At 55.0% G+C, this 18,776-nt stretch carries 19 protein-coding genes; 5 read left to right on the forward strand and 14 right to left on the reverse strand.

What is annotated here, in order from left to right:
- Positions 1–9 precede the first annotated feature (9 nt).
- The 12 genes from ACIY1O_RS09720 to ACIY1O_RS09775 all read right to left on the reverse strand — a co-directional run bounded on the left by ACIY1O_RS09720 (position 10) and on the right by ACIY1O_RS09775 (position 11,018).
- Positions 10–969, reverse strand: a complete 960-nt coding sequence (locus ACIY1O_RS09720; RefSeq protein ID WP_397474899.1) for a fumarylacetoacetate hydrolase family protein — start codon at positions 967–969, stop codon at positions 10–12.
- On the reverse strand, positions 966–1,478 hold the full coding sequence (locus ACIY1O_RS09725; RefSeq protein ID WP_397474900.1) for a VOC family protein: 513 nt from the start codon (positions 1,476–1,478) through the stop codon (positions 966–968). The genes ACIY1O_RS09720 and ACIY1O_RS09725 overlap by 4 nt, the downstream gene beginning before the upstream one ends.
- Positions 1,479–1,481: 3 nt before the next feature.
- Positions 1,482–2,534: a CDP-6-deoxy-delta-3,4-glucoseen reductase gene (locus ACIY1O_RS09730; protein WP_397474901.1), complete on the reverse strand. Its 1,053-nt coding sequence runs from the start codon at positions 2,532–2,534 to the stop codon at positions 1,482–1,484.
- A gap of 184 nt (positions 2,535–2,718) precedes the next feature.
- A complete protein-coding gene (locus ACIY1O_RS09735; RefSeq protein ID WP_397474902.1) occupies positions 2,719–3,651 on the reverse strand; it encodes a LysR family transcriptional regulator in 933 nt (310 codons plus the stop codon).
- A gap of 111 nt (positions 3,652–3,762) precedes the next feature.
- Positions 3,763–4,923, reverse strand: a complete 1,161-nt coding sequence (gene argE / locus ACIY1O_RS09740) for an acetylornithine deacetylase (RefSeq protein ID WP_397474903.1) — start codon at positions 4,921–4,923, stop codon at positions 3,763–3,765.
- Positions 4,916–5,593 (reverse strand): DUF1028 domain-containing protein, encoded by a 678-nt coding sequence (locus ACIY1O_RS09745; protein ID WP_397474904.1) that lies wholly within the window; start codon positions 5,591–5,593, stop codon positions 4,916–4,918. The genes argE and ACIY1O_RS09745 overlap by 8 nt, the downstream gene beginning before the upstream one ends.
- Positions 5,594–5,603: 10 nt before the next feature.
- Entirely contained in the window at positions 5,604–6,035 is a 432-nt protein-coding gene (locus ACIY1O_RS09750; protein WP_397474905.1) for a RidA family protein, read from the reverse strand.
- Positions 6,036–6,081: 46 nt separating this feature from the next.
- Entirely contained in the window at positions 6,082–7,368 is a 1,287-nt protein-coding gene (locus ACIY1O_RS09755; RefSeq protein ID WP_397474906.1) for a flavin-containing monooxygenase, read from the reverse strand.
- Between the two features lie 40 nt (positions 7,369–7,408).
- Complete coding sequence (locus ACIY1O_RS09760) at positions 7,409–8,107, reverse strand: ABC transporter ATP-binding protein (RefSeq protein WP_397474907.1); 699 nt, start codon at positions 8,105–8,107, stop codon at positions 7,409–7,411.
- A complete protein-coding gene (locus ACIY1O_RS09765; protein WP_397474908.1) occupies positions 8,100–8,918 on the reverse strand; it encodes an ABC transporter ATP-binding protein in 819 nt (272 codons plus the stop codon). Before ACIY1O_RS09765 ends, ACIY1O_RS09760 begins: the two co-directional genes overlap by 8 nt.
- Positions 8,905–10,101 (reverse strand): branched-chain amino acid ABC transporter permease, encoded by a 1,197-nt coding sequence (locus tag ACIY1O_RS09770; protein WP_397474909.1) that lies wholly within the window; start codon positions 10,099–10,101, stop codon positions 8,905–8,907. The genes ACIY1O_RS09765 and ACIY1O_RS09770 overlap by 14 nt, the downstream gene beginning before the upstream one ends.
- Entirely contained in the window at positions 10,101–11,018 is a 918-nt protein-coding gene (locus ACIY1O_RS09775) for a branched-chain amino acid ABC transporter permease (protein WP_397474910.1), read from the reverse strand. The genes ACIY1O_RS09770 and ACIY1O_RS09775 overlap by 1 nt, the downstream gene beginning before the upstream one ends.
- A gap of 210 nt (positions 11,019–11,228) precedes the next feature.
- Here ACIY1O_RS09775 and ACIY1O_RS09780 point away from each other — a divergent pair, with 210 nt between their 5' ends.
- Both ACIY1O_RS09780 and ACIY1O_RS09785 read left to right on the forward strand, forming a co-directional pair.
- Positions 11,229–12,380: a branched-chain amino acid ABC transporter substrate-binding protein gene (locus ACIY1O_RS09780; RefSeq protein ID WP_397474911.1), complete on the forward strand. Its 1,152-nt coding sequence runs from the start codon at positions 11,229–11,231 to the stop codon at positions 12,378–12,380.
- Positions 12,381–12,617: 237 nt separating this feature from the next.
- Entirely contained in the window at positions 12,618–13,580 is a 963-nt protein-coding gene (locus ACIY1O_RS09785) for a LysR family transcriptional regulator (RefSeq protein WP_397474912.1), read from the forward strand.
- A gap of 126 nt (positions 13,581–13,706) precedes the next feature.
- Here ACIY1O_RS09785 and ACIY1O_RS09790 read toward each other — a convergent pair whose 3' ends face one another.
- Together ACIY1O_RS09790 and ACIY1O_RS09795 are read right to left on the reverse strand one after the other, a co-directional pair.
- Complete coding sequence (locus ACIY1O_RS09790) at positions 13,707–15,038, reverse strand: MATE family efflux transporter (RefSeq protein WP_397474913.1); 1,332 nt, start codon at positions 15,036–15,038, stop codon at positions 13,707–13,709.
- Positions 15,039–15,240: 202 nt separating this feature from the next.
- Positions 15,241–16,170, reverse strand: coding sequence for a LysR family transcriptional regulator (locus ACIY1O_RS09795; RefSeq protein ID WP_397474914.1), 930 nt, complete (start codon positions 16,168–16,170; stop codon positions 15,241–15,243).
- A gap of 121 nt (positions 16,171–16,291) precedes the next feature.
- Between ACIY1O_RS09795 and fahA the strand changes: the two genes are divergently transcribed.
- From fahA to ACIY1O_RS09810, 3 genes are read left to right on the forward strand one after another with little or no spacing between them, the layout of a single operon-like run.
- Positions 16,292–17,545 carry a fumarylacetoacetase gene (gene fahA / locus ACIY1O_RS09800; protein ID WP_397474915.1) on the forward strand — a complete coding sequence of 418 codons (1,254 nt, stop codon included), beginning with the start codon at positions 16,292–16,294 and terminating at the stop codon, positions 17,543–17,545.
- Positions 17,546–17,559: 14 nt separating this feature from the next.
- Positions 17,560–18,204, forward strand: coding sequence for a maleylacetoacetate isomerase (maiA, locus tag ACIY1O_RS09805; RefSeq protein ID WP_397474916.1), 645 nt, complete (start codon positions 17,560–17,562; stop codon positions 18,202–18,204).
- A 21-nt stretch (positions 18,205–18,225) separates the two neighbouring features.
- On the forward strand, positions 18,226–18,774 hold the full coding sequence (locus ACIY1O_RS09810) for a VOC family protein (protein ID WP_397474917.1): 549 nt from the start codon (positions 18,226–18,228) through the stop codon (positions 18,772–18,774).
- Positions 18,775–18,776: the final 2 nt, after the last annotated feature.

Here is an 18,776-nt window from a genome sequence, read left to right on the forward strand (position 1 = left end):
TAGTAGTTGCTACTGCACTTCAATTACGTTGCGCAAAACGCCAATGCCCGCCACTTCCACTTCAATTACGTCACCGTCCTTCATGAATACCGGAGGCTTGCGCCCGACCCCCACGCCCGCAGGCGTTCCTGTCAGCAGCACGTCGCCCGGGCGAAATTCATACCACTTCGAAAAATAGGCAATCATTTCGGCGATGCTGAAGATCAAATCGGCGACCGGCTCCGACTGCATGACCACGCCGTTCAGGCGTGTGGTCAGCCGCAGCGTGTTTACATCCGGCACTTCGTCAATCGTCAGCAGAGTCGGCCCTAGCGGCGTGAACCCCGGGAACTGCTTGCCCATGATGTTCACTTCCCAGGTGCGCCGCGCGTCCCAGGGACTGGTCGCATCCCAAACGTCAGCCACCCAGTCGCGTGCTGACACATCATTGGCCACGGTATAGCCGGCAACATAATCAAGCGCCTCGTCGCTGCTCACGCCATGACATTTCCTGCCAAAAATCACGGCCAGCTCGCCCTCGTAATCCAAATGCTCGGCGGCATCTTTCGGTATAGGTATCGAGGCGCAGGTTCCCGTCAACGAATTGACGCTCTTCATGAAAGCCGTAGGGTGAGGCGGCACAGGTGTTCCCGCCATTTCTGCCAAATGAGATCGATATGCCAGACCGGCCGCCACGATCAAGCGCGGATCAGGCACCGGTGCCAGCAGTCGCGTGGTGGCAGGCGTCACAACACCGCGATCGCGTAAGGTTGCAAGCTCAGCAGCGGTCGAGTTCTGCACGCGCTCTACGATTAGCCGCAGCACAGCAAGCCCCTCTTCACCGGCTTCCAGGATGTCGCGAACGCTATCAGGCAACCAGACTTGGACAGTTCCGGCAAGAGCAGCCTGGCGCAGATGTAGGACTTCACCCGATGCCAGAAGTACGCCGGGCTCGCCGTTTCGTCCGCAGTCGATCGTAACCAGCCTCATGACGCTTCGGCTTGCTGAGAGGTAAAGAAGCGGTCGCCAAAATCGAAGTAATCAGCGTGCTGGAAGCCGTTCTCGTAATATTGGATCTCCCACCAGTTGTGATCCAGGTCTTCCATGTAAAAGGAATAGACGCCGTGCATTTCCGTAGGCGCCAGCACCTGCCTGATGCCGTAAGCTTCCTTATATTCCAGCGCTTTCGCATGCGCTTGATCGACCTCATCGCGACTGGTCACATCCAGGCCCCAATGGTTCAGAACATGGCAGGGGTGGATTTGATCGCCCACTTCAACACAAACTATATGAAAGGCCATCCCGAGCCTGACAGCCAAGGCACTGATAGCGTGATGCACGCATTCCAGACCCAGAAACTCTTCGTAGAACCTACGAGACGCCTTGAGATCGAAGCATTCAAGCGTACCGTGCCCCAATACATAAGGCTTTAGTACCGACGTGCGCCCGATAGGATCAATACGGCATGATTCGGGCAAGGGGTTAGTTGATATCGTCATGGTTCAGTCCTTGGTCTCCAGAGTCGTAATAGCTTTATCCGCTTCGCTGACGAACGCGTCGGCACGAAACTCATGTTCAGGAAGGTCGCACTTGCCGACAAAATCGCGCCGTGCCGAATCCACCATCACAGGTGCGCCACAGGCGTAGACCTGATGCCCCGCCAGGCTTGGATAATCTTGAATGACGGCGTGGTGCACCAGGCCCTCGCGTCCTTGCCAATTGCAAGTAGAACTCGCCTTGCTAAGTACGGGCGTATAGAAAATGTGTTCGTGATCTTGGGCCCATTTCGCAGCAAGCTCATCCATATACAGGTCGATGCGCGTGCGTGCGCCCCAGTACACATGAAGAGGCCGGCGGGACCCCTGCGCCAACGCATGCTCGACGATGGATTTGATGGGGGCAAAGCCGGTACCGGAGGCCAGAAGGATTACCGGTTTGTCCGATGTTTCGTCCAGGAAAAATTGCCCTATAGGAGCTTCGATACGCAGCATTTCCCGTGCTTTGAGCGTGGTAAAGACTTTCTCGGTAAACTCACCGCCAGGCATGTGCCGCACGTGCAGCCATACTTGCCGCACGCCATCCGGCACCGGCGCATTAGCGATCGAATACGATCGGCGCGTATCTGAATCGAGCAAGATATCCAGATACTGGCCAGCGTGAAAACGCAGTGGCTCGTTCGGCGGCAGGCCTAACGACAAAACCATGACGTCAGGCGCCGCCCGGTCAACCGACATGACGCGCACCGGCAATTGCTGCAACGGGAAATTCAGCGAGGTGTCGTACTCCTCGATTTCTATCGTGCAGTCGCTAAGCGCTTTTGCCTGACACAGGTGCACATAGCCTTGGCCGCGTTCAGCGTCATTCAGATAAGCTGGATGCACTTCGCCCACATCGACTTGGCCGGTTATGACACGCCCCCGACAACTGCGACAAACCCCCGAACGGCAACTGAAAGGAAGGCCGGCGCCGGCCTGCAAACCCGCGCCCAATACGGATTGCTGCGGCGAGCAAGGAAACTGTCGCCCGCTCGGCTGCAAGGTCACCATATAGCTCATTACGTCTTGTCTCCCGAAGCAATATTTCAATTCAGGAAAGCATAAGTGAGCGCAGAATGCAGGGCCAACGAATTGTTGTGATGGCAATTATCACTGCGGTGAATATGAGGGTGATCCGGTTTCGCTGCTTGTGCCTCAGTGCTACGAGCAACGAATCACGAACCCCATGATCGGCAAGACGCTTTTAGTCAAACAGCTCACGCCCATCGCGGAAGGCGTTGTAGATCAGCTCACGAAGCCATCGGTTGGCTGAATCCAGGTCGTAACGTTCGTGCCATTGCTGCCAAATACAGAACGGGCCCACTTGAAACGGCAAACCCACCTCGCATAGATCGGAACGGGATTGGAGTACTGTCCTGGCCAAACGTCGGGGCACGGACAGCACCAGATCGGAGGACGCCACGACATCTGCCGCGCCAAGCGCGTGCGCCATGGTCAATACTACGTTACGCTCGGCCAGAATTCCTTTTTGGTACAAGGTGTTTTGCAGTGCGGCATCACTTGCCCCGCTGGGCCGATAGGTAACATGCTGGGAACCCAGATATTGCTTGTAGGTGAAGGTGGCGCCCTTGAAACCATGCCGCTTGCCCACCAGCGCCACAAAAGTTTCCTTACACAACACTTGATCTTTGAACGCCGTCCCCATCGGCAGCCAGCTGCCCAGGGCAACGTCGACCTTGCCTTCCAGAAGCAGCGTTCTGGCCTCCTCTGCATTGGACGGCCCGACTGTCTCGAAACGGACTAGCGGCGCCGCTTCACGCGCGGCGTTCAAAAAGCCGGGAAGCAGAACCATCTGACCGATATCGTTAACGGCAATTCTAAATAGCCTGGCTGAGGTCGGCGCATCGAAGCGCTGCGCCTTGTCGACGGCCTGCGTCAACTTTTCCAACCCCTCTTCCACCAAGGAAATCAGCTCGTCCGCCAGCGGCGTGGGCTCCATGCCTTCGGGAGTGCGGACGAATAAAGGATCGTCGAACCGTTCACGCAGCCGTTTAAGCGCATTGCTGACAGCAGACTGCGTCAAATTTAGATAGTCGCCCGCCTTGGTTACATTACGCATCGTGTAAACGGCGCGAAACACCAGGAATAGATTCAGATCGACTGTCTTGATGTTCATGTTCGGTGAGTCCCAGAAACGCACAGCGATTCGGGCTCATGGATGGCCCTCTACTTGTGTTATACCAGAACGTACCGGCCACAGGCAGGGCAGGCTCGAAGGATAAAGAGCTTAGGAACCCTGCAAATAATCAGCCAGCCGTGCAAGCATGGCGTCGCAAGCCGCCAATTGCTCAAGGGTCAGGTATTCGTCGGGTTTGTGGCCCTGATCCATGCTGCCCGGGCCACAGATAACGGCGGGAATACCGGCTTGGTTGAACAGGCCGCCCTCGCTTCCAAAGGCAACGGTACTGAATGCAGACGAACCCGTCAGTGCGGCCAGCAGCTGCGCAGCCTCACTATCTGGTGATGTTGCCAAGCCGGGATACTCGGCCAACTGCTCGAAGGAAATATCCGTGCCGGCATGAACTGAACGCATTTTAGGAAGCAGCTCGTCTTGAGCGTACGAGGCGAGCTCAGCCGGGACCACCTGGGGATCGAATCCGGGCAAGGCACGGACTTCAAAATCAAACTCACATTCGGCAGGCACGATATTCAGCGCACGCCCGCCCTTGATCAGGCCAGTCTGAACCGTGGAAAAAGGGGGATTGAAACGATCATCGTGATGCTGGGGCTGAGCCAGGTCTTCGGCAATATCGCCGAGTCGCCCGACCAGTTTCGCCGCGTACTCGATGGCATTTACACCTTGAGGTGCATACGCTGAATGACAGGCGGCACCCTGGACCTTGCAACGTACGGCCAATTTCCCCTTGTGCCCCAGCACCGGCTGCAGGGAGGTCGGCTCGCCTATCAGGCAAAGCTGTGGCTTGTTCTTGCGTTTCTCAATTTCGGACAGCATCGATCGTACACCCAGGCAGCCCACTTCCTCGTCATAAGAAAACGCCAAATGCACGGGGCGGCTAAGCGGTTTGGCCAAAAACGTGGGCACCATCGCCAGCACCGAAGCGATGAACCCCTTCATATCTGCGGTGCCCCGCCCGTAAAGACGCCCCTCTTGCTCAGACAGGGAAAACGGGTCGACCGTCCAGACTTGGCCATCGACGGGAACCACGTCGGTATGCCCGGAAAGCACAATGCCTCCTTGTTCGGCTGGGCCAAGCGTGGCGAAGATGTTCGCCTTGGTACGCTCGGGGTTATAGAAAAGCTCACAGCCGATTCCCAGACCTGCCAGATAACTCTGGATGAACTGGATTAGCTCAAGATTGGAGTCACGACTGACCGTGGGAAAGCTGATCAGCCGTTCGAGCATCTGGCGGCTGCTGGGGTTACTCATCGCCTGGAACTCCGTAACTAGGCGCCAGCGAAGGGTTCAGCGCTCTATCGAGATAGTCTTGCATTTGCGGCTTATAGGCTTCCCAGAGGTTACATAGCTCTTTGAGAGGCAGCTCATCAGCCCAATCGACTCGCAAGTCGGCAATAGGCCAAGGCACGTCGCCCACGATTTTTAGCGCCGCCGAATGAACTGGGCCGGCCTCGCCGCCGGCATCCAGCGCTGCCTGCATCGCCGCCAGAAGGCGATCGCCAAGGCTGCCGGAAGCCTGCTCAAAACAGGTGGTCATGGCCTGGATAACAGTCTTATCGGCCAACAAATTACCCGCGGCGACGCATTGCCGACCTTCCACCGCGTTGTAAACCCCTAGCGCTTGATCACCGGTGAATACGGCTGTGCGCCCTTGGTGGTCTACAACAGCTACTTGGCGGTATTGATGCCATTCGTCTGCGGCCAATGCCTGTTCCAGCGCTTGCGGCGGCGCCAGGCTGTCGGATTCAAGCAGATCAAGTATCTGTGCGCCCAAGGAGGGCAAGGTGATGTTCTGGGAGGCCACAGCACCCACCTTGGCGCGCACCCATGGGCAGCGGGCCCCTACGGCGATGCTGGAAGAGCTGATGGCAATGCCCAATTGCCCGGTCTGCTGGCAACGTGCCACAATCGAAAATGTCATTGTTTTCTCCTTAGGACTGTTCAGGCGCCCAACCGTCGGGAATGACCGCGATGACATCGATCTCCATCAGCCATTCGGGCTGCCCCAGCGCACTCACAACCAGCCCCGTTGAAATAGGAAACACGCCTTTTAGCCATTTGCCGACTTCTTGGTATACAGGCTCGCGAAAACGTGGATCGGTAAGGTAAGTGGTGGTCTTGACGATATGAGACAGGTCGCTGCCCGCCTCCAGCAGCAATTGCTTGACGTTCTTCATGGCCTGCTCGGCCTGCGCGCGCGGGTCGCCCAGACCGACCAGCTTGCCGTCGAAGTCGCTTCCAACCTGGCCGCGCACATATACCGTGTTGCCGGCGCGTACGGCCTGGCATAAATCGTTATTCAAGGTTTGATTGGGGTAAGTATCTTTGGTGTTAAACATGCGGATACGCGTATGGGTTGGCATGCTGGTCTCCTTGCGTGTCAGGCTCGAATGATTCTTTATTCCAGGGTTAGGGGTGGGCTGTGGCGTCGGCGCGTTGCGAGGCATCGCGATAGGCGGTGTACCTGCGCTGAGTGGCGATATGATCGGCGATATGCTTGGCGTCGTGCCAAACGCCCCAGATAAACGATGAGCCCCGGCGCGACAACCAAGGCAGGCCTAGAAAATACACCCCGGGCACAGATGTTACGCCGCGTTGGTGCTTGGGCTTGCCGTTTTCATTGAAAACATCCACTTGCAACCATGGGTGTTCGACCGTATAGCCGGTAGCCCAAATGATGGTACGAATGTTCGCATCGGCCATGTTGAGTTCCAGAATGGGGTTCCTGACGCACTCGGGGTCTTCAACAACTCTCCGCGCCTGCGGCTCTTCGGGAAGGTCGAGACCATTGCTTTCAATATAGGCGTCCGCTGCGTCCAGCAAGGCCAAATGGTTTGCATCGCCGTTGTTCAGGTTTTCAACCAAATCGGTATTGAACCTGACGACACCGCGGTCGAACGATTGGGTCAACCCCAAGAGGGTGATGCCCTGCTGTCCAAGCTCGCGAAAGTTGATGGTGTAGCCGCCGTGAGCACCCGTCACCGCGATCGTGACATGCTCTTTACCGGGTTGAGCGATTTCCTGGTCCCATTGACCAAGTACGCCCAGCCACCAAACAAAGTCACGATTGCGATACGCCCGGGGCGGGCGATCGTGCGGCCCCACCGAAAGATATACCTTGCGACCGGCACGATTCAATTCGTCGGCGATCTGAACACCTGAAGACCCTGCTCCGACCACCAGAATGGCCCCTTCTGGCAATTGCTCGGGGTTGCGATAATGCGCTGAGTGTATTTGGGTCAGGCCGCTGCCTTTGGGCGCAATGGGAGGAATGACCGGGCGCTGAAAAGGGCCCGTCGCAGCCACCACTCGCAATGCCTCGTACCGCCCTTCCGAAGTATCGACAATAAAGCCCTGGCGCCCATGGTTCCGGACGACTTTTTCCACCGTCACCCCCGTACGAATGGGTACATTGAACTTCTTTGCATACGCTTCAAAATATTCGGCAATTGCGTCTTTGGAAGGGAAGCCATCGGGGTCGAAGTTGGCAAACTCCAGACCGGGAAATCGGTCATGCCAGGCAGGGCCATTGGCCACCAGCGAATCCCAGCGTCCGGTACGCCATTGTTCGGCGATTCGGTCGCGTTCCAGAACAACGTGTGACACGCCTTGGGCACTAAGATGCTCGCTCATGGCCAGCCCAGCCTGGCCGCCACCCACTACAAGCGTATCAATCGATGTTTTTTTTAGCGTCATGGCTGTTCCTTCTTCCCGCATGGAATATTTGCAAATGGACTCATAGGTATAGGTTTTTGATCGCGTCGTTGCCCAGCAGCTCTTTCGCGGAACCAGATGCCACGATCTGGCCCTTCAGCAGCAGGTACCCATGGTGTGCGACGGTTAACGCAGCTTCGGCGTTTTGCTCGATCAGCAGTACGGTTATGCCTTCTTTATGAATGCGCTCTACCGTTTGAAAATATTCTTCGATCAATTTTGGCGACAGGCCTAATGTGGGTTCATCCATGATCACCATGCGTGGGCTGCCGATCAGTACGCGCCCCAATGCAACCATGGCCTGTTCGCCGCCCGACAGCGTGCCCGCCGCTTGGGACAAGCGCTCTCCCACTCGTGGAAACATTCCCACCACGGTTTCAAGCGCCTGCTCAAAACTTTCCTTGGGCCGCAATGCGTCATAGCCGATCCGCAGATTCTCGCGGACCGATATTTCAGGAAACAAGCGACGCCCCTCAGGCACGAACCCCACACCCAGACCAGCGAGGCTCTCCGTTTTGATGTCGGCAAGATTGCGGCCACATATCGTGATCTTTCCGTGATACGGAGGCAACAAGCCGGCAATCGCCTTGAAGGTCGTGGTCTTGCCTGCCCCGTTAGGCCCGAGCAGACACACGACGCTGCCCTGCGCCACTTTCAGGCTGACCTTATTCAAGATATTGACCACGCCATAACGCGTGCTGACGGCATCAAGCTCAAGCATGGCTGACCTTTCTTCCCAAATAAGCTTCCTGAACACGCGGCAACTGGCGCACCACCTCGAATACGTCGTCCCCGATCTTGCGACCGTAATCCAGAACCATGACGCGATGCGGCAACGCCGCGACCAAGCGCATGTCATGCTCGATGATGATGAAGCTCAGCTGCGGGTTCTCTTCCTGCAGCCGCCGGATATCATCGATCAGCACATCGGTGTCCCGGTCGTCCATGCCGCTGGAAGGTTCATCCAGCAGCACCACTTTCGGCTCGGTCGCAAGAGCCCGTGCGATCTCAAGTCGCCGCCGGTCCGCTTGGGGCAGGCTGGAGGCCAATTGATTACGCCGCTCGTAAAGGTCGGGGGATACTCTATGCAGCAGCTCTTGGGCACGTTCAGCCGCCCGGCGCATTTCTGCCTTCGAGCGCCCGGGCAGAAGCAACACGGTCAATACGCCGGAACGGGTGCGCGTGTGCATACCGATCATGACGTTGTCCAGAACACTGAGGCTGCCGAATAGCCGGCTGGTTTGAAAAGTACGAGCCAAGCCCGCCGCCGCGATCTTATGAGCCGGCATTCCGCTGATGCGCCGCCCTTCCAGAAACACTTCGCCTTCCGTCGGCTCGTAAATACCAGTCACGACATTCAATAACGTTGTCTTGCCGGCGCCGTTAGGGCCGATGATGGCCAGTACTTCGCCGCGTTTGAGGGAAATATCGACGCCTTCAACGGCGACGAGCCCGCCAAAGCGCATGGTCAGCTTGCGCCCCTCAAGCACCATGTTGTTGTCGGCGGGCACGGGCTGACTAGCTGTGTTCATGATTACGCACCTGCTGTGGGAATATCCCGCGCGGACGAATGATCAGGAACAAGATCACCACCACGCCGTAGAACAAGATTCGATAGTCTGAGAAAGCCCGCAGCTTCTCGGGCAGCATGGTCAGCAGGAGCGCGCCCACGATCACCCCCAGAGTGTTGTCCATGCCGCCGGCAATCACCATCGTCATGATGGTGACCGACACCAGGAAGGTGAAGTTATCGGGCGAGATGAAGCTTACGTAAAAGGCATACAGGGTGCCGGCGAAGCCGGCTAGAAATGCGTCAACGGCGAACGCCTGCACCTTGTACCAAGTGACATTGATGCCGCATGCGCGCGCGGCAATTTCGTCGTCGCGCAGGGCGTTCCACGCCAGGCCAATGCGCGAGTTGTGCAGACGCTTGGCGGACAAGATGGCGATACCCACCAAGGCCACAGAGACATAGTAGAAATTGCCTTGGCTGGGCAAGCTATGGCCAAAAAGCTCGATGGGGTTATTGAAAGAATGCCCGAACAGAGTGGGAGCGGGGATGCCGACCAGGCCGTTGGCGCCGCCGGTCCATTCCAGGTTCATCAACAACTGGTGCACCACGATGCCGAAAGCGATTGTGACCAAAGCCTGGTAGCTGTCTCGTGTGCGCATCGAGGGCAGGCCCAGCAAATAACCGAAAGTGGTCGCTACCGCAGCCGCCACCAGCAGACCCAGCCAGAAACTGACCCCAAAATGTATGGCCAGCAGCGCTGACGCATAAGCGCCGATTCCATAGGAAGCCCCGGTCGCAAAGTTGGGAATATTGGCGCTGCCAAGCTGAAAATTCAGCGCCAGGGCCAGCACTGCATAAATATTTCCAATAATGAGCAGATGCATGGCATAGGTGTCGCCCCGAAGCAGCCACGGGAACACCAGGGCCACAATCACGCCGGTCATGACGGCAAGCCCTCGTTGGCGTCTGAACGCGGCAATAAGCCGTTGCTCGAAATGAGGGTGGCGCTGCACCCACACCAGGGCGATGGCAAACAGAGCCAACAGCCCCAATACCGTGACCCAGCTTTCGGCCAGCAAGAACATCCAGAGCAAAACGGCCGCGGTCAGTGTCAGGACCAGAACGATGACTACGTCGAGCAGTCGTTGAGTCGCGTTGGCAAGGTTTGCTGCGTCGGTGGAGGTAATTTGGGTCTTTTCCATCACACCTTCTCCATTCTTGTGCCACCGAACAGGCCCGAGGGGCGAAACACCAGCACCACAATGACCAGCGCAAACACAAAGACCAGTCGATACGAGGTGCCATTGGGCACGTAGCCCTGCACTACAGTTTCAATGGCGGCGATCAGCAGGCTGCCTACGATGGCGCCGCCCAAACGACCCAGCCCTCCGACCACCGCCGCGGAAAATCCGATCAAGCCGGCCTGGATGCCGAAGTCGAAGCGAACCACCCCTGCGTAACTGGCTAGGAAGATGCCGCCTACGGCACCCACGGCGGAAGCGACGAAAAACGCGCGCCTGAAGACAGTGCTTGGAGAGATGGCGAACAGCCGGGCCGCTTCGCGATCTTGGGATACCGCCCTTAACCTCATGCCCGCGGGGGTACGGTGCAATACATAAAGCAAAAGCAAAACCAAACCCACGGAAATCAAAACCGAAACGATGCTGATCATAGGGATGGGCCCCAGCGGCGTGATAATGCTGCCCTGGGCAACGGCCGGAAAGGCGTGGGGGTTGCTGCCTTCGGGATAAATATGCCGTATCAGTTCACGCAGCACGATGCCCAAGGCGACCGTTGCCACCAGCGGCATCATGGCCGGGGCATCTCGAAACCGGCTGATGACGAGCTTATCGAGCGCCACGCCAAGCCCGCCCACCGCCACAATCGCCACGAGACATGCCAGGCCGAGTATCAGCCAAGATGCGTCCGCGCCAAAGCTGGCCGCAAGCACTTGAACCGACGCCAAGGCCACGAACGGAGCCACCAAGGCAACGTCTCCGTGCGAGAAATGTATGACCTGAAGCACACCGAACAACAAGCTGAAACCCAGCGCCAGCAAGCTGTAGATACATCCCAAGGTCAACCAGTTGATGAGTTGCTGAAACAACACGTCATGCATACTGTTGGCTCCTGTCCGCCCCAAAAAGGAACATTATTTTTTAGGGACCATTAAACCTAAAATAGCGAGGCCACTGCTTCGCATTTTTCAATCGTCTACGTCGAAAAACGCGAACCAGCCCAGCCTCGCCCCTATGTATGATGCATTTCAGGCGTGCGATGGTTCTCTGCCCTGCCCGACCATATTGATAAAACAGAGAGGAGATTAACAATGAACGCATACTCAGCCCACCCCAAGTCACCGTCGCGGCGGCGCCACTTGGTCAGTGCAGCGGTACTGGCATGCGCCGCTGTCTTCGGGACCACGGCACAAGCCCAGGAAACCATCAAGCTGGGCTTTCTAGGGCCGCTAAGCGGCGGTAACGCTCAGCAAGGCTTGGGCGCCAAGAACGGCTTCCTGCTTGCCATCGACCAATGGAATGAAACAGACGGAGTACCCTTCAAAGTGGAAGGCGTCGTGCTTGACGACGCATCCGATCCCCAGGCCGGGGTATCCGCCGCCCTCAAGCTTGTCAACGACCGCAGCGTGGTCGCCACCACCGGCCACTGGAACAGCCCGGTAGCACTGGCGACTCTGCCGGTGTTTCATAGAGCCCAGATGCCGTTCATTGTTTGGGGTGCGATCAGTCCGAAGATCACCGAGCAGAACCTGCCCAACACGACTCGTGTCACCCCAACACTGGTCAACGAGAACACGCCGCTGGCCGAGTGGGTGGTCAAAGAGCTGGGCGCAAAAAAAATCGCCATTGTTTCAGATACCAGTGACTACGGTGCTGCCAACTTGAAATGGTTCGGCACCTTTGCCAAGGAAGCGGGCGCTGAAATTGTCGCTCAAGAAAGCTTCCCTGTCGGCACTACCGACTTCCGCGCCATTCTCACGAAAGTAAGGGGTCTGCAGCCTGATGCCGTTTATTTCGGTGGCGTCATTACCGAAGCCGGTATTGTTCGCCGTCAGATGGTCGAACTTGGCATGGAGCAGCCAATGTTGGGTATCAGCGGTATCCATGACCCCGAACTCATCAAAATCGCCGGCCCGGCCGCCAATGGAACTATCGTCGGCGTCCCCAAGGCGCAAAGCAACCCCAAGCTCAAGGCCATGGAAGACGCCTACCAGGCCAAAGGCTATCGCGAAGCGCAAAGCCCCTATACGAAGTACGCCTACGAGGCCACCAACCTGCTGCTTGATACGATCAAGAAAGTGGGCGCCAAAGACAAGGCCGCCATCTCGAAAGCCATCCGCGACGCCAACCACGAGGGCGTTCTGGGCACCACCACCTTCGACGAAAATGGTCAGACCGAAGTACCAGTCGATATCGAAGTGCGTATCGTAAAAGATGGCCAATGGACCAGCTATAACGACTAGCCCATCGGCCAGGGTTATGAACAGGTAAAGTCCGTAGTATCCGGGTTTCCCCCTATCGGCACCGTCCGGCCCAACCAACAGGTTGGTTCCCGGGCGGTGTTTTTGCGTTTTGGGTGCGTGATAGAATTTCTGCATCGCATCGCAATTAGTATGGCGGTACGAACGGCTGTAACGCGCCTTTACGACAACGAGGCAGATAATTAAAACTAATCGTCAAGCTGGCTCTGCGTACCCAACATGCTCACTCGCTTAACGTTCCGTCAACTTGAGTACTGCCTGGCGGCCGGAGAATTCGGCAGCATCGCCAAGGCTGCCGAGCACATTCATATTTCGCCTTCCTCGATTTCTGCAGCCATTACCCAGGTCGAGAATGAACTCTCCGTTACATTATTTGTTCGTCGCCACGCGCAAGGCTTGTCCCTGACCCCGGCGGGGGTTGAAGTACTCAAACAAATTCGCCTTACGCTTGATCAGGCATTGCATCTGTATGACATCGCTCACAACGCACAGCACGGCATCCGAGGGCCGCTGCGTGTGGGCTGCTTTACCCCATTAGCCGCCATGGTCGCTCCGGAACTGTGCCAGGGGTTTGCCGAGGCCTACCCGGGGGTTGAGATATCCCAGTGTGAAGACCATCATGAAGGGCTGATGGAGCGTCTGCATAACGCCCAGATCGACGTTGCCATCACCTACGATCTTAGCGTTGCCGAGACCGGGGTTTCATTCGAAGCCCTGGCTTCGCTACCCCCGTTTGTCATCGTCGGAGAAGCAAACCCGCTGGCGAAAAAAGCTGCAGTCACACTCAAGGAATTGGCCAAGCGACCCATGATATTGCTCGACCTGCCGCTAAGTCGAGAATACTTCCTGTCGTTGTTTCATGAGGCTGGGGTCCGGCCCACCGTAGCGGCACGCTCCAGCAGCCCCGACGTATTGCGCTCCCTGGTGGCCAACGGCGTGGGATACTCGCTGGCGAACGTCCGGCCACGAGCGCCGCATTCGCTGGATGGCAAACGCATCATCAACGTCCCGCTTAAAGGCCGCCATCGGCCCATGAAGCTGGGCCTGGCCTGGATCAAAGACCAACAGCCTCGCCGGGTGGTGGAAACCTTCATGGAGCGGTGTCGATCCTGCATGGCCGATGGCTATATTCCGGGTATGGCTGCTGAAGGCGCCGGCCCGGCCCCATCTCGAAAAACCTGATCGGAAGCAGCAATTCAGCTCAAAGGAAAATACAGAGAAATTTCTCGCGCCATGCAGGAAGCTAAGGACGAGACCGATAGCTCAGCTGTACTTGCAGATGAAAAGTCAGCTATGCAGGCGTCTTGGTCAGGCGTTAAAAAGCTTCTTGTCTCTCCATCCGCCCCATCGGTAGTAAGCCCCGGAGAACAAAAAGCTCAATACAAAACTGGCCCCCATGCCCATGGCTACGCCAGGTTCTCCGAACAGATGGGTGGCCCCATAGGCCAGCGGGACGCGCAGCAACCACAATGAGATGATATTAAGCACCAGCACTTGCAACATCGCTCCGGCCCCACGCACCACACTATTGAAGATGAAATTCAACCCTATGAAAGGGTAGAAGAAGGCAATGATCTTCAAGTAGTCTGTTCCAAAACTGACACTGTCCGGATCCTGGATGAACAGCCTCACCAAGGGCTCGGCCCATATAAACAACATTGTTGCCACGGCAAGCATGATGACCAGGTTGTAAAGCACACCGACTCTAGAAATCTGCGTAACGCGCTGCCATTTGCCGGCGCCAATGTTCTGGGCGGCCATCGCGTTCACGGCGGTACCCAGCGCCACGGCCGGCAGAAGCACGATGTTGTCAAGGCGCTGAGCCGCGCCAAACCCCGCTACCGCTGCGGCCCCCAACGAGTTCACAAGAGAAAGGATGACGGTGATGCCGGCGTAAATCACGATCATTTGCAGGCCGGATGGAATCCCCTGGCGCAATATCGTCTCGGTTTCTTCCCGCCGAGGCACCATCAGCCTGAATGTATGTTTCCTGAACTTCTGCGAAAGGTAGACGAGGCTCCCTATGAACGCGATCGACTGCGCAAGCAGCCAGGCCAAAGCGGCACCCGCCACACCCAATTGAAAAACGCCCATGAACAAGGGCGCAAGCACACCCGTCAACACTGTTGCCAGAAAAACGAAATACAGCGGCGTTCGGCTATCTCCAAAGGCGCGCAAAGCCGTACCGATGAAGTTGTATCCAACCAGCAGCACGGTACCAGCGAAATTGATTTGCAGATAGGTCTTTGCCGCAGCCATCAACGAGGGCGGCGTGTTCATCAGCATCAACAGCGGCTCGGAAAACGCAAAGCCGGTAACACTTATGAGCAACGATAATGCAAACAAAATGACGACAAAAGCACTCAGGTATATTTTGACTTTTTCGTCGTCACCGGCTCCTTTGAGCTGAGCAAAAATCGTCAGGGTCGCGTTGTTGATGCCAATGACAAAAGCCAGCACCATGACCAGAATGGTCGTCGCCACCGTGACCGCGCCAAATGCCGTGCTTCCCAGCAGGTTGCCCACCCACAAGCTGTTGATGAAAAGCATCGATGCCTGCAAGATGTTGGTCAACAGAATGGGAAGCGAGAACGATGCCAAGACCCTGGGTATCGAGCCTTGCGTAAAACTCTTCTTCATAATCCGCCAAAATACCGTGCAAATCGCAAGGCAGCCTTATCATCCATGAGGGCGTCGCCCATGGAGCTCGTTATGAGGGAAAAAATTCTTGCGCCTATTAACTGTAGTAGAAAAGCACGGCGTCCAGGATATCGCCTAACGCCCATCCGAGCACGCACAAACAAACATTGTGTCTATTTGCAGTAAGGGGCCAGATGTGTCATCAGTTAGCACGCGAAACGTCCGTGTCCTGGCCGTAATCTAGGGTCTTTATTTTGCTGCTGAACAGCTTAATGAATTGCTCGACGGCGGGGGAATGAACTCGGTTTTTACGGCTGTACAAGTAAAATTTTCGGTGGATTTCCGGATTTTTTATAGGCAACATCAATAACTTGTTTTGTGTGACCCATTCGTGCACATAGGGCAAGCATAACGTTACGCCTAAACCGTGTTGGACCATGCTAAGAGCGGTAGACATAAAGCTGACTTTGTATTTGGCATTCAGCAAGTGGGCGGCAGAACGTCGCAGCAAATCATCAGACAGCAGCTCGGTAAATGAACCACTTAAAGTGATCAAATCTTCATTCTTCAAGTGTTTCCAGGTTACTTCCGGTAGTTTGGCTAAAGGATGGTCGGGCGGGGCCACAATATGAAATGGCAGCGAAAACAGGAGTTCTTGGGTTAAACCATGGCTTAGCTCGCGCTCGGGCCCTATCCCTATGTCAACGGTTGCATCTAGCACGCACTGCTGAACCATTTCGACACCGCAATCTCTAACACTGACCTTGATATTAGGATAGCTAGCGTTAAAGTCGGCAATCATGCCGGGCAATGTGGTTGATGCCAACTGCTGAGTAATCGCGATACGCACCTTGCCCTGCTCAAGGTTCTTCAGCCGTGCTATTTCGTCGTGCATGGCATTCATTTCATTCAAAACGCGCACAGCGGCTGGCAATATATTTTTCCCACTTTCCGAGATCTCTAGCTGGCGCGTTGTTCGGTCAAAGAGCCTCATGTCTAGATTGCTTTCCAGTTCTTTGATAAGGCTGCTTAACGCGGATTGCGTCAAATGAAGCTCTTGGGCTGCTTTGGTGAAGCTGCCTGCATGGTGGACTACCAAGAAAGCCCTAAGCTGTCGTAGCGTTATATTCATCGGTAAAACTTATAAATGCATAGATAAAAATTGTTTGTCTCATGAATAACTCATGTATACCATTGATTCCACAAGATACTAAACGCGTTGTACTCAAGCGCTGATACGTTTAGGAAATTACATGGCCACCAATGAATGCTTTCTAGAAATAGCACCCGATAGTGACTTTTCAATACACAATTTACCCTATGGCATCTTTAGTTATGCCAGTAAACCGCCGCGGGTGGGTGTGGCAATTGGTGAATACATATTAGATTTAAGTGTTCTTGAATCCAAGGGTCTTTTGCCGATAACTGGTGCCACTGTCTTCAACCACGACACCTTAAATGATTTCATTTCATTGGGGCGAAAAGTCTGGCAAGAAACCCGTCAACGCTTGCAACAGCTACTAGATAAAAACAACCCCGAACTGCGCGACAACCCTGAGCTATTAAACGTAGCATTGGTGAAGCAGGCTGACGCACGTATGCACCTGCCAGTGCACGTGCCAGGATACACAGACTTCTATTCCTCTAGGGAACATGCCTTTAATGTTGGCAGTATGTTTAGGGGGCCTGAAAACGCATTAATGCCCAACTGGACCGAACTACCTGTAGGATATAACGGCAGGGCAAGCTCGGTTGTCGTAAGCGGAACAGATATCGTACGCCCCAACGGCCAAATTAAATCTCCTGACACCGACCGCCCGGTACTTGCAGCCTGCAAGAAACTTGATTTCGAGCTAGAAACAGGCTTTATCGTTGGCCAGCCCACGACTCTTGGCGAACCTATTCCTATAGACCAAGCACACGACTATATATTTGGCATGGTTTTGCTAAACGATTGGTCTGCGCGTGATATCCAGCAGTGGGAATACGTGCCCCTTGGGCCTTTCAATGCCAAAACCTTTGGCACATCCATATCCCCTTGGGTAGTAACAATGGAAGCCTTGCAGCCGTTCCGTTGTAAGCCCACCAAGCAAGAACCGCAACCTTTGCCTTATTTGGTTGAATCACAGAACAATAATTACGATATCAATCTGCAGGTGGCGCTCAGCGTTGACGGCCAGGAAACGGTTATTTGCGACACCAATTACAAGTACATGTATTGGACCATGACGCAGCAACTTACTCATCATACGGTCAGTGGCTGCAATGTAAACGTGGGCGATTTAATGGGTTCGGGCACTATTTCTGGTGCAGAAAAATCGTCTTATGGAAGTCTGCTTGAAATTACCTGGAACATGACTAAACCGTTAACACTGGATAGCGGCCAGACCCGATACTTCATCGAAGACGGCGACACCATCATTATGCGAGGCCACTGCCAGAAAGATGGCATAAGGGTTGGCTTTGGTGAAGTGCGTGGCAAGGTATTGCCTGCAACCAGCGTTTAAAACGGTAGCCAAAAATGCTAGTGCTATACAGCTACTTCAGAAGTTCAGCCGCTTACCGCGTACGAATCGCGCTTAATATTAAGCAGATTCCGTATACGTACAAGCCGGTGCATTTGGTGCGTAATGGCGGTGAGCAACACGCAGAGCGGTACGTGCGCTTAAACCCATCAGAACTTGTACCCACCCTGGTTGACGGTGATACTGTACTGACGCAATCGATGGCAATAATGGAATACCTCGAAGAAGCCTACCCCGACAGGGTGGCTTTGTTGCCAACAAGCACCAAAGCAAAGGCACAGGCTCGGGCCTTAGCCCAGCTTATCGCCAGCGACATACATCCACTGAATAATTTACGGGTTCTTAATTACCTTAATCAAGAACTAACTAGCCAAAAAAACCAGGTAACCGAGTGGTATGCGAACTGGATACATACTGGTTTTAGGGCACTTGAAAAATTATTAGCTAATTCTTCAGGTGAGTTTTGCGTTGGCGACAAGCCAACGATCGCTGATTGTTGCCTTATTCCACAGGTATACAACGCCTATCGCTACAAACTAGACTTGTCTGACTATTCCACTATTTTGCGTATACACCATCAATGCCAACCTATGGCAGCGTTTGAACAGGCCCAGCCTGAAAATCAACCTGATGCTGCATAGCCGTACACAAAGGAGACAACCATGACTTTTCAAATAGAAAAGATCCACCACGTGGCCTACCGGTGCAACGATGCCAAAGAAACCGTCGAGTGGTACAAAAAAAATCTGAATATGGATTTTCTACTGGCTTTTGCTGAAAATCAGGTGCCGTCCACCAAAGAACCCGATCCGTACATGCACATATTTCTTGATGCGGGAAATGAAAATGTGCTGGCCTTCTTCGAGCTCCCCACCAAGCCACCCATGGGTAAAGACGCCAACACCCCTGAATGGGTGCAGCATATTGCCCTTAGGGTGAAAGACCAAGAAACGCTCATGACTGCCCGAGCCCATCTGGAAGCCAACGGCGTAAAAGTGTTGGGCGTAACAGATCACGGCCTATTTCATTCTATCTATTTCTTCGATCCCAACGGACACCGCCTGGAACTGACCTACAACGATCCAGCAGCAGCCAGCAAGATTGCTCAGATAACCGAAGAAATGAAGTACGAAATGCTAGAAGAATGGACCAGAACAAAAAATGCGCCTGCACACACGCAATTTCTGCATGCCACAGAGTTCAAGAACTAAGG

This window comes from Pusillimonas sp. (assembly GCF_044464525.1).
In the GTDB taxonomy this organism is placed as follows: domain Bacteria; phylum Pseudomonadota; class Gammaproteobacteria; order Burkholderiales; family Burkholderiaceae_B; genus Pusillimonas.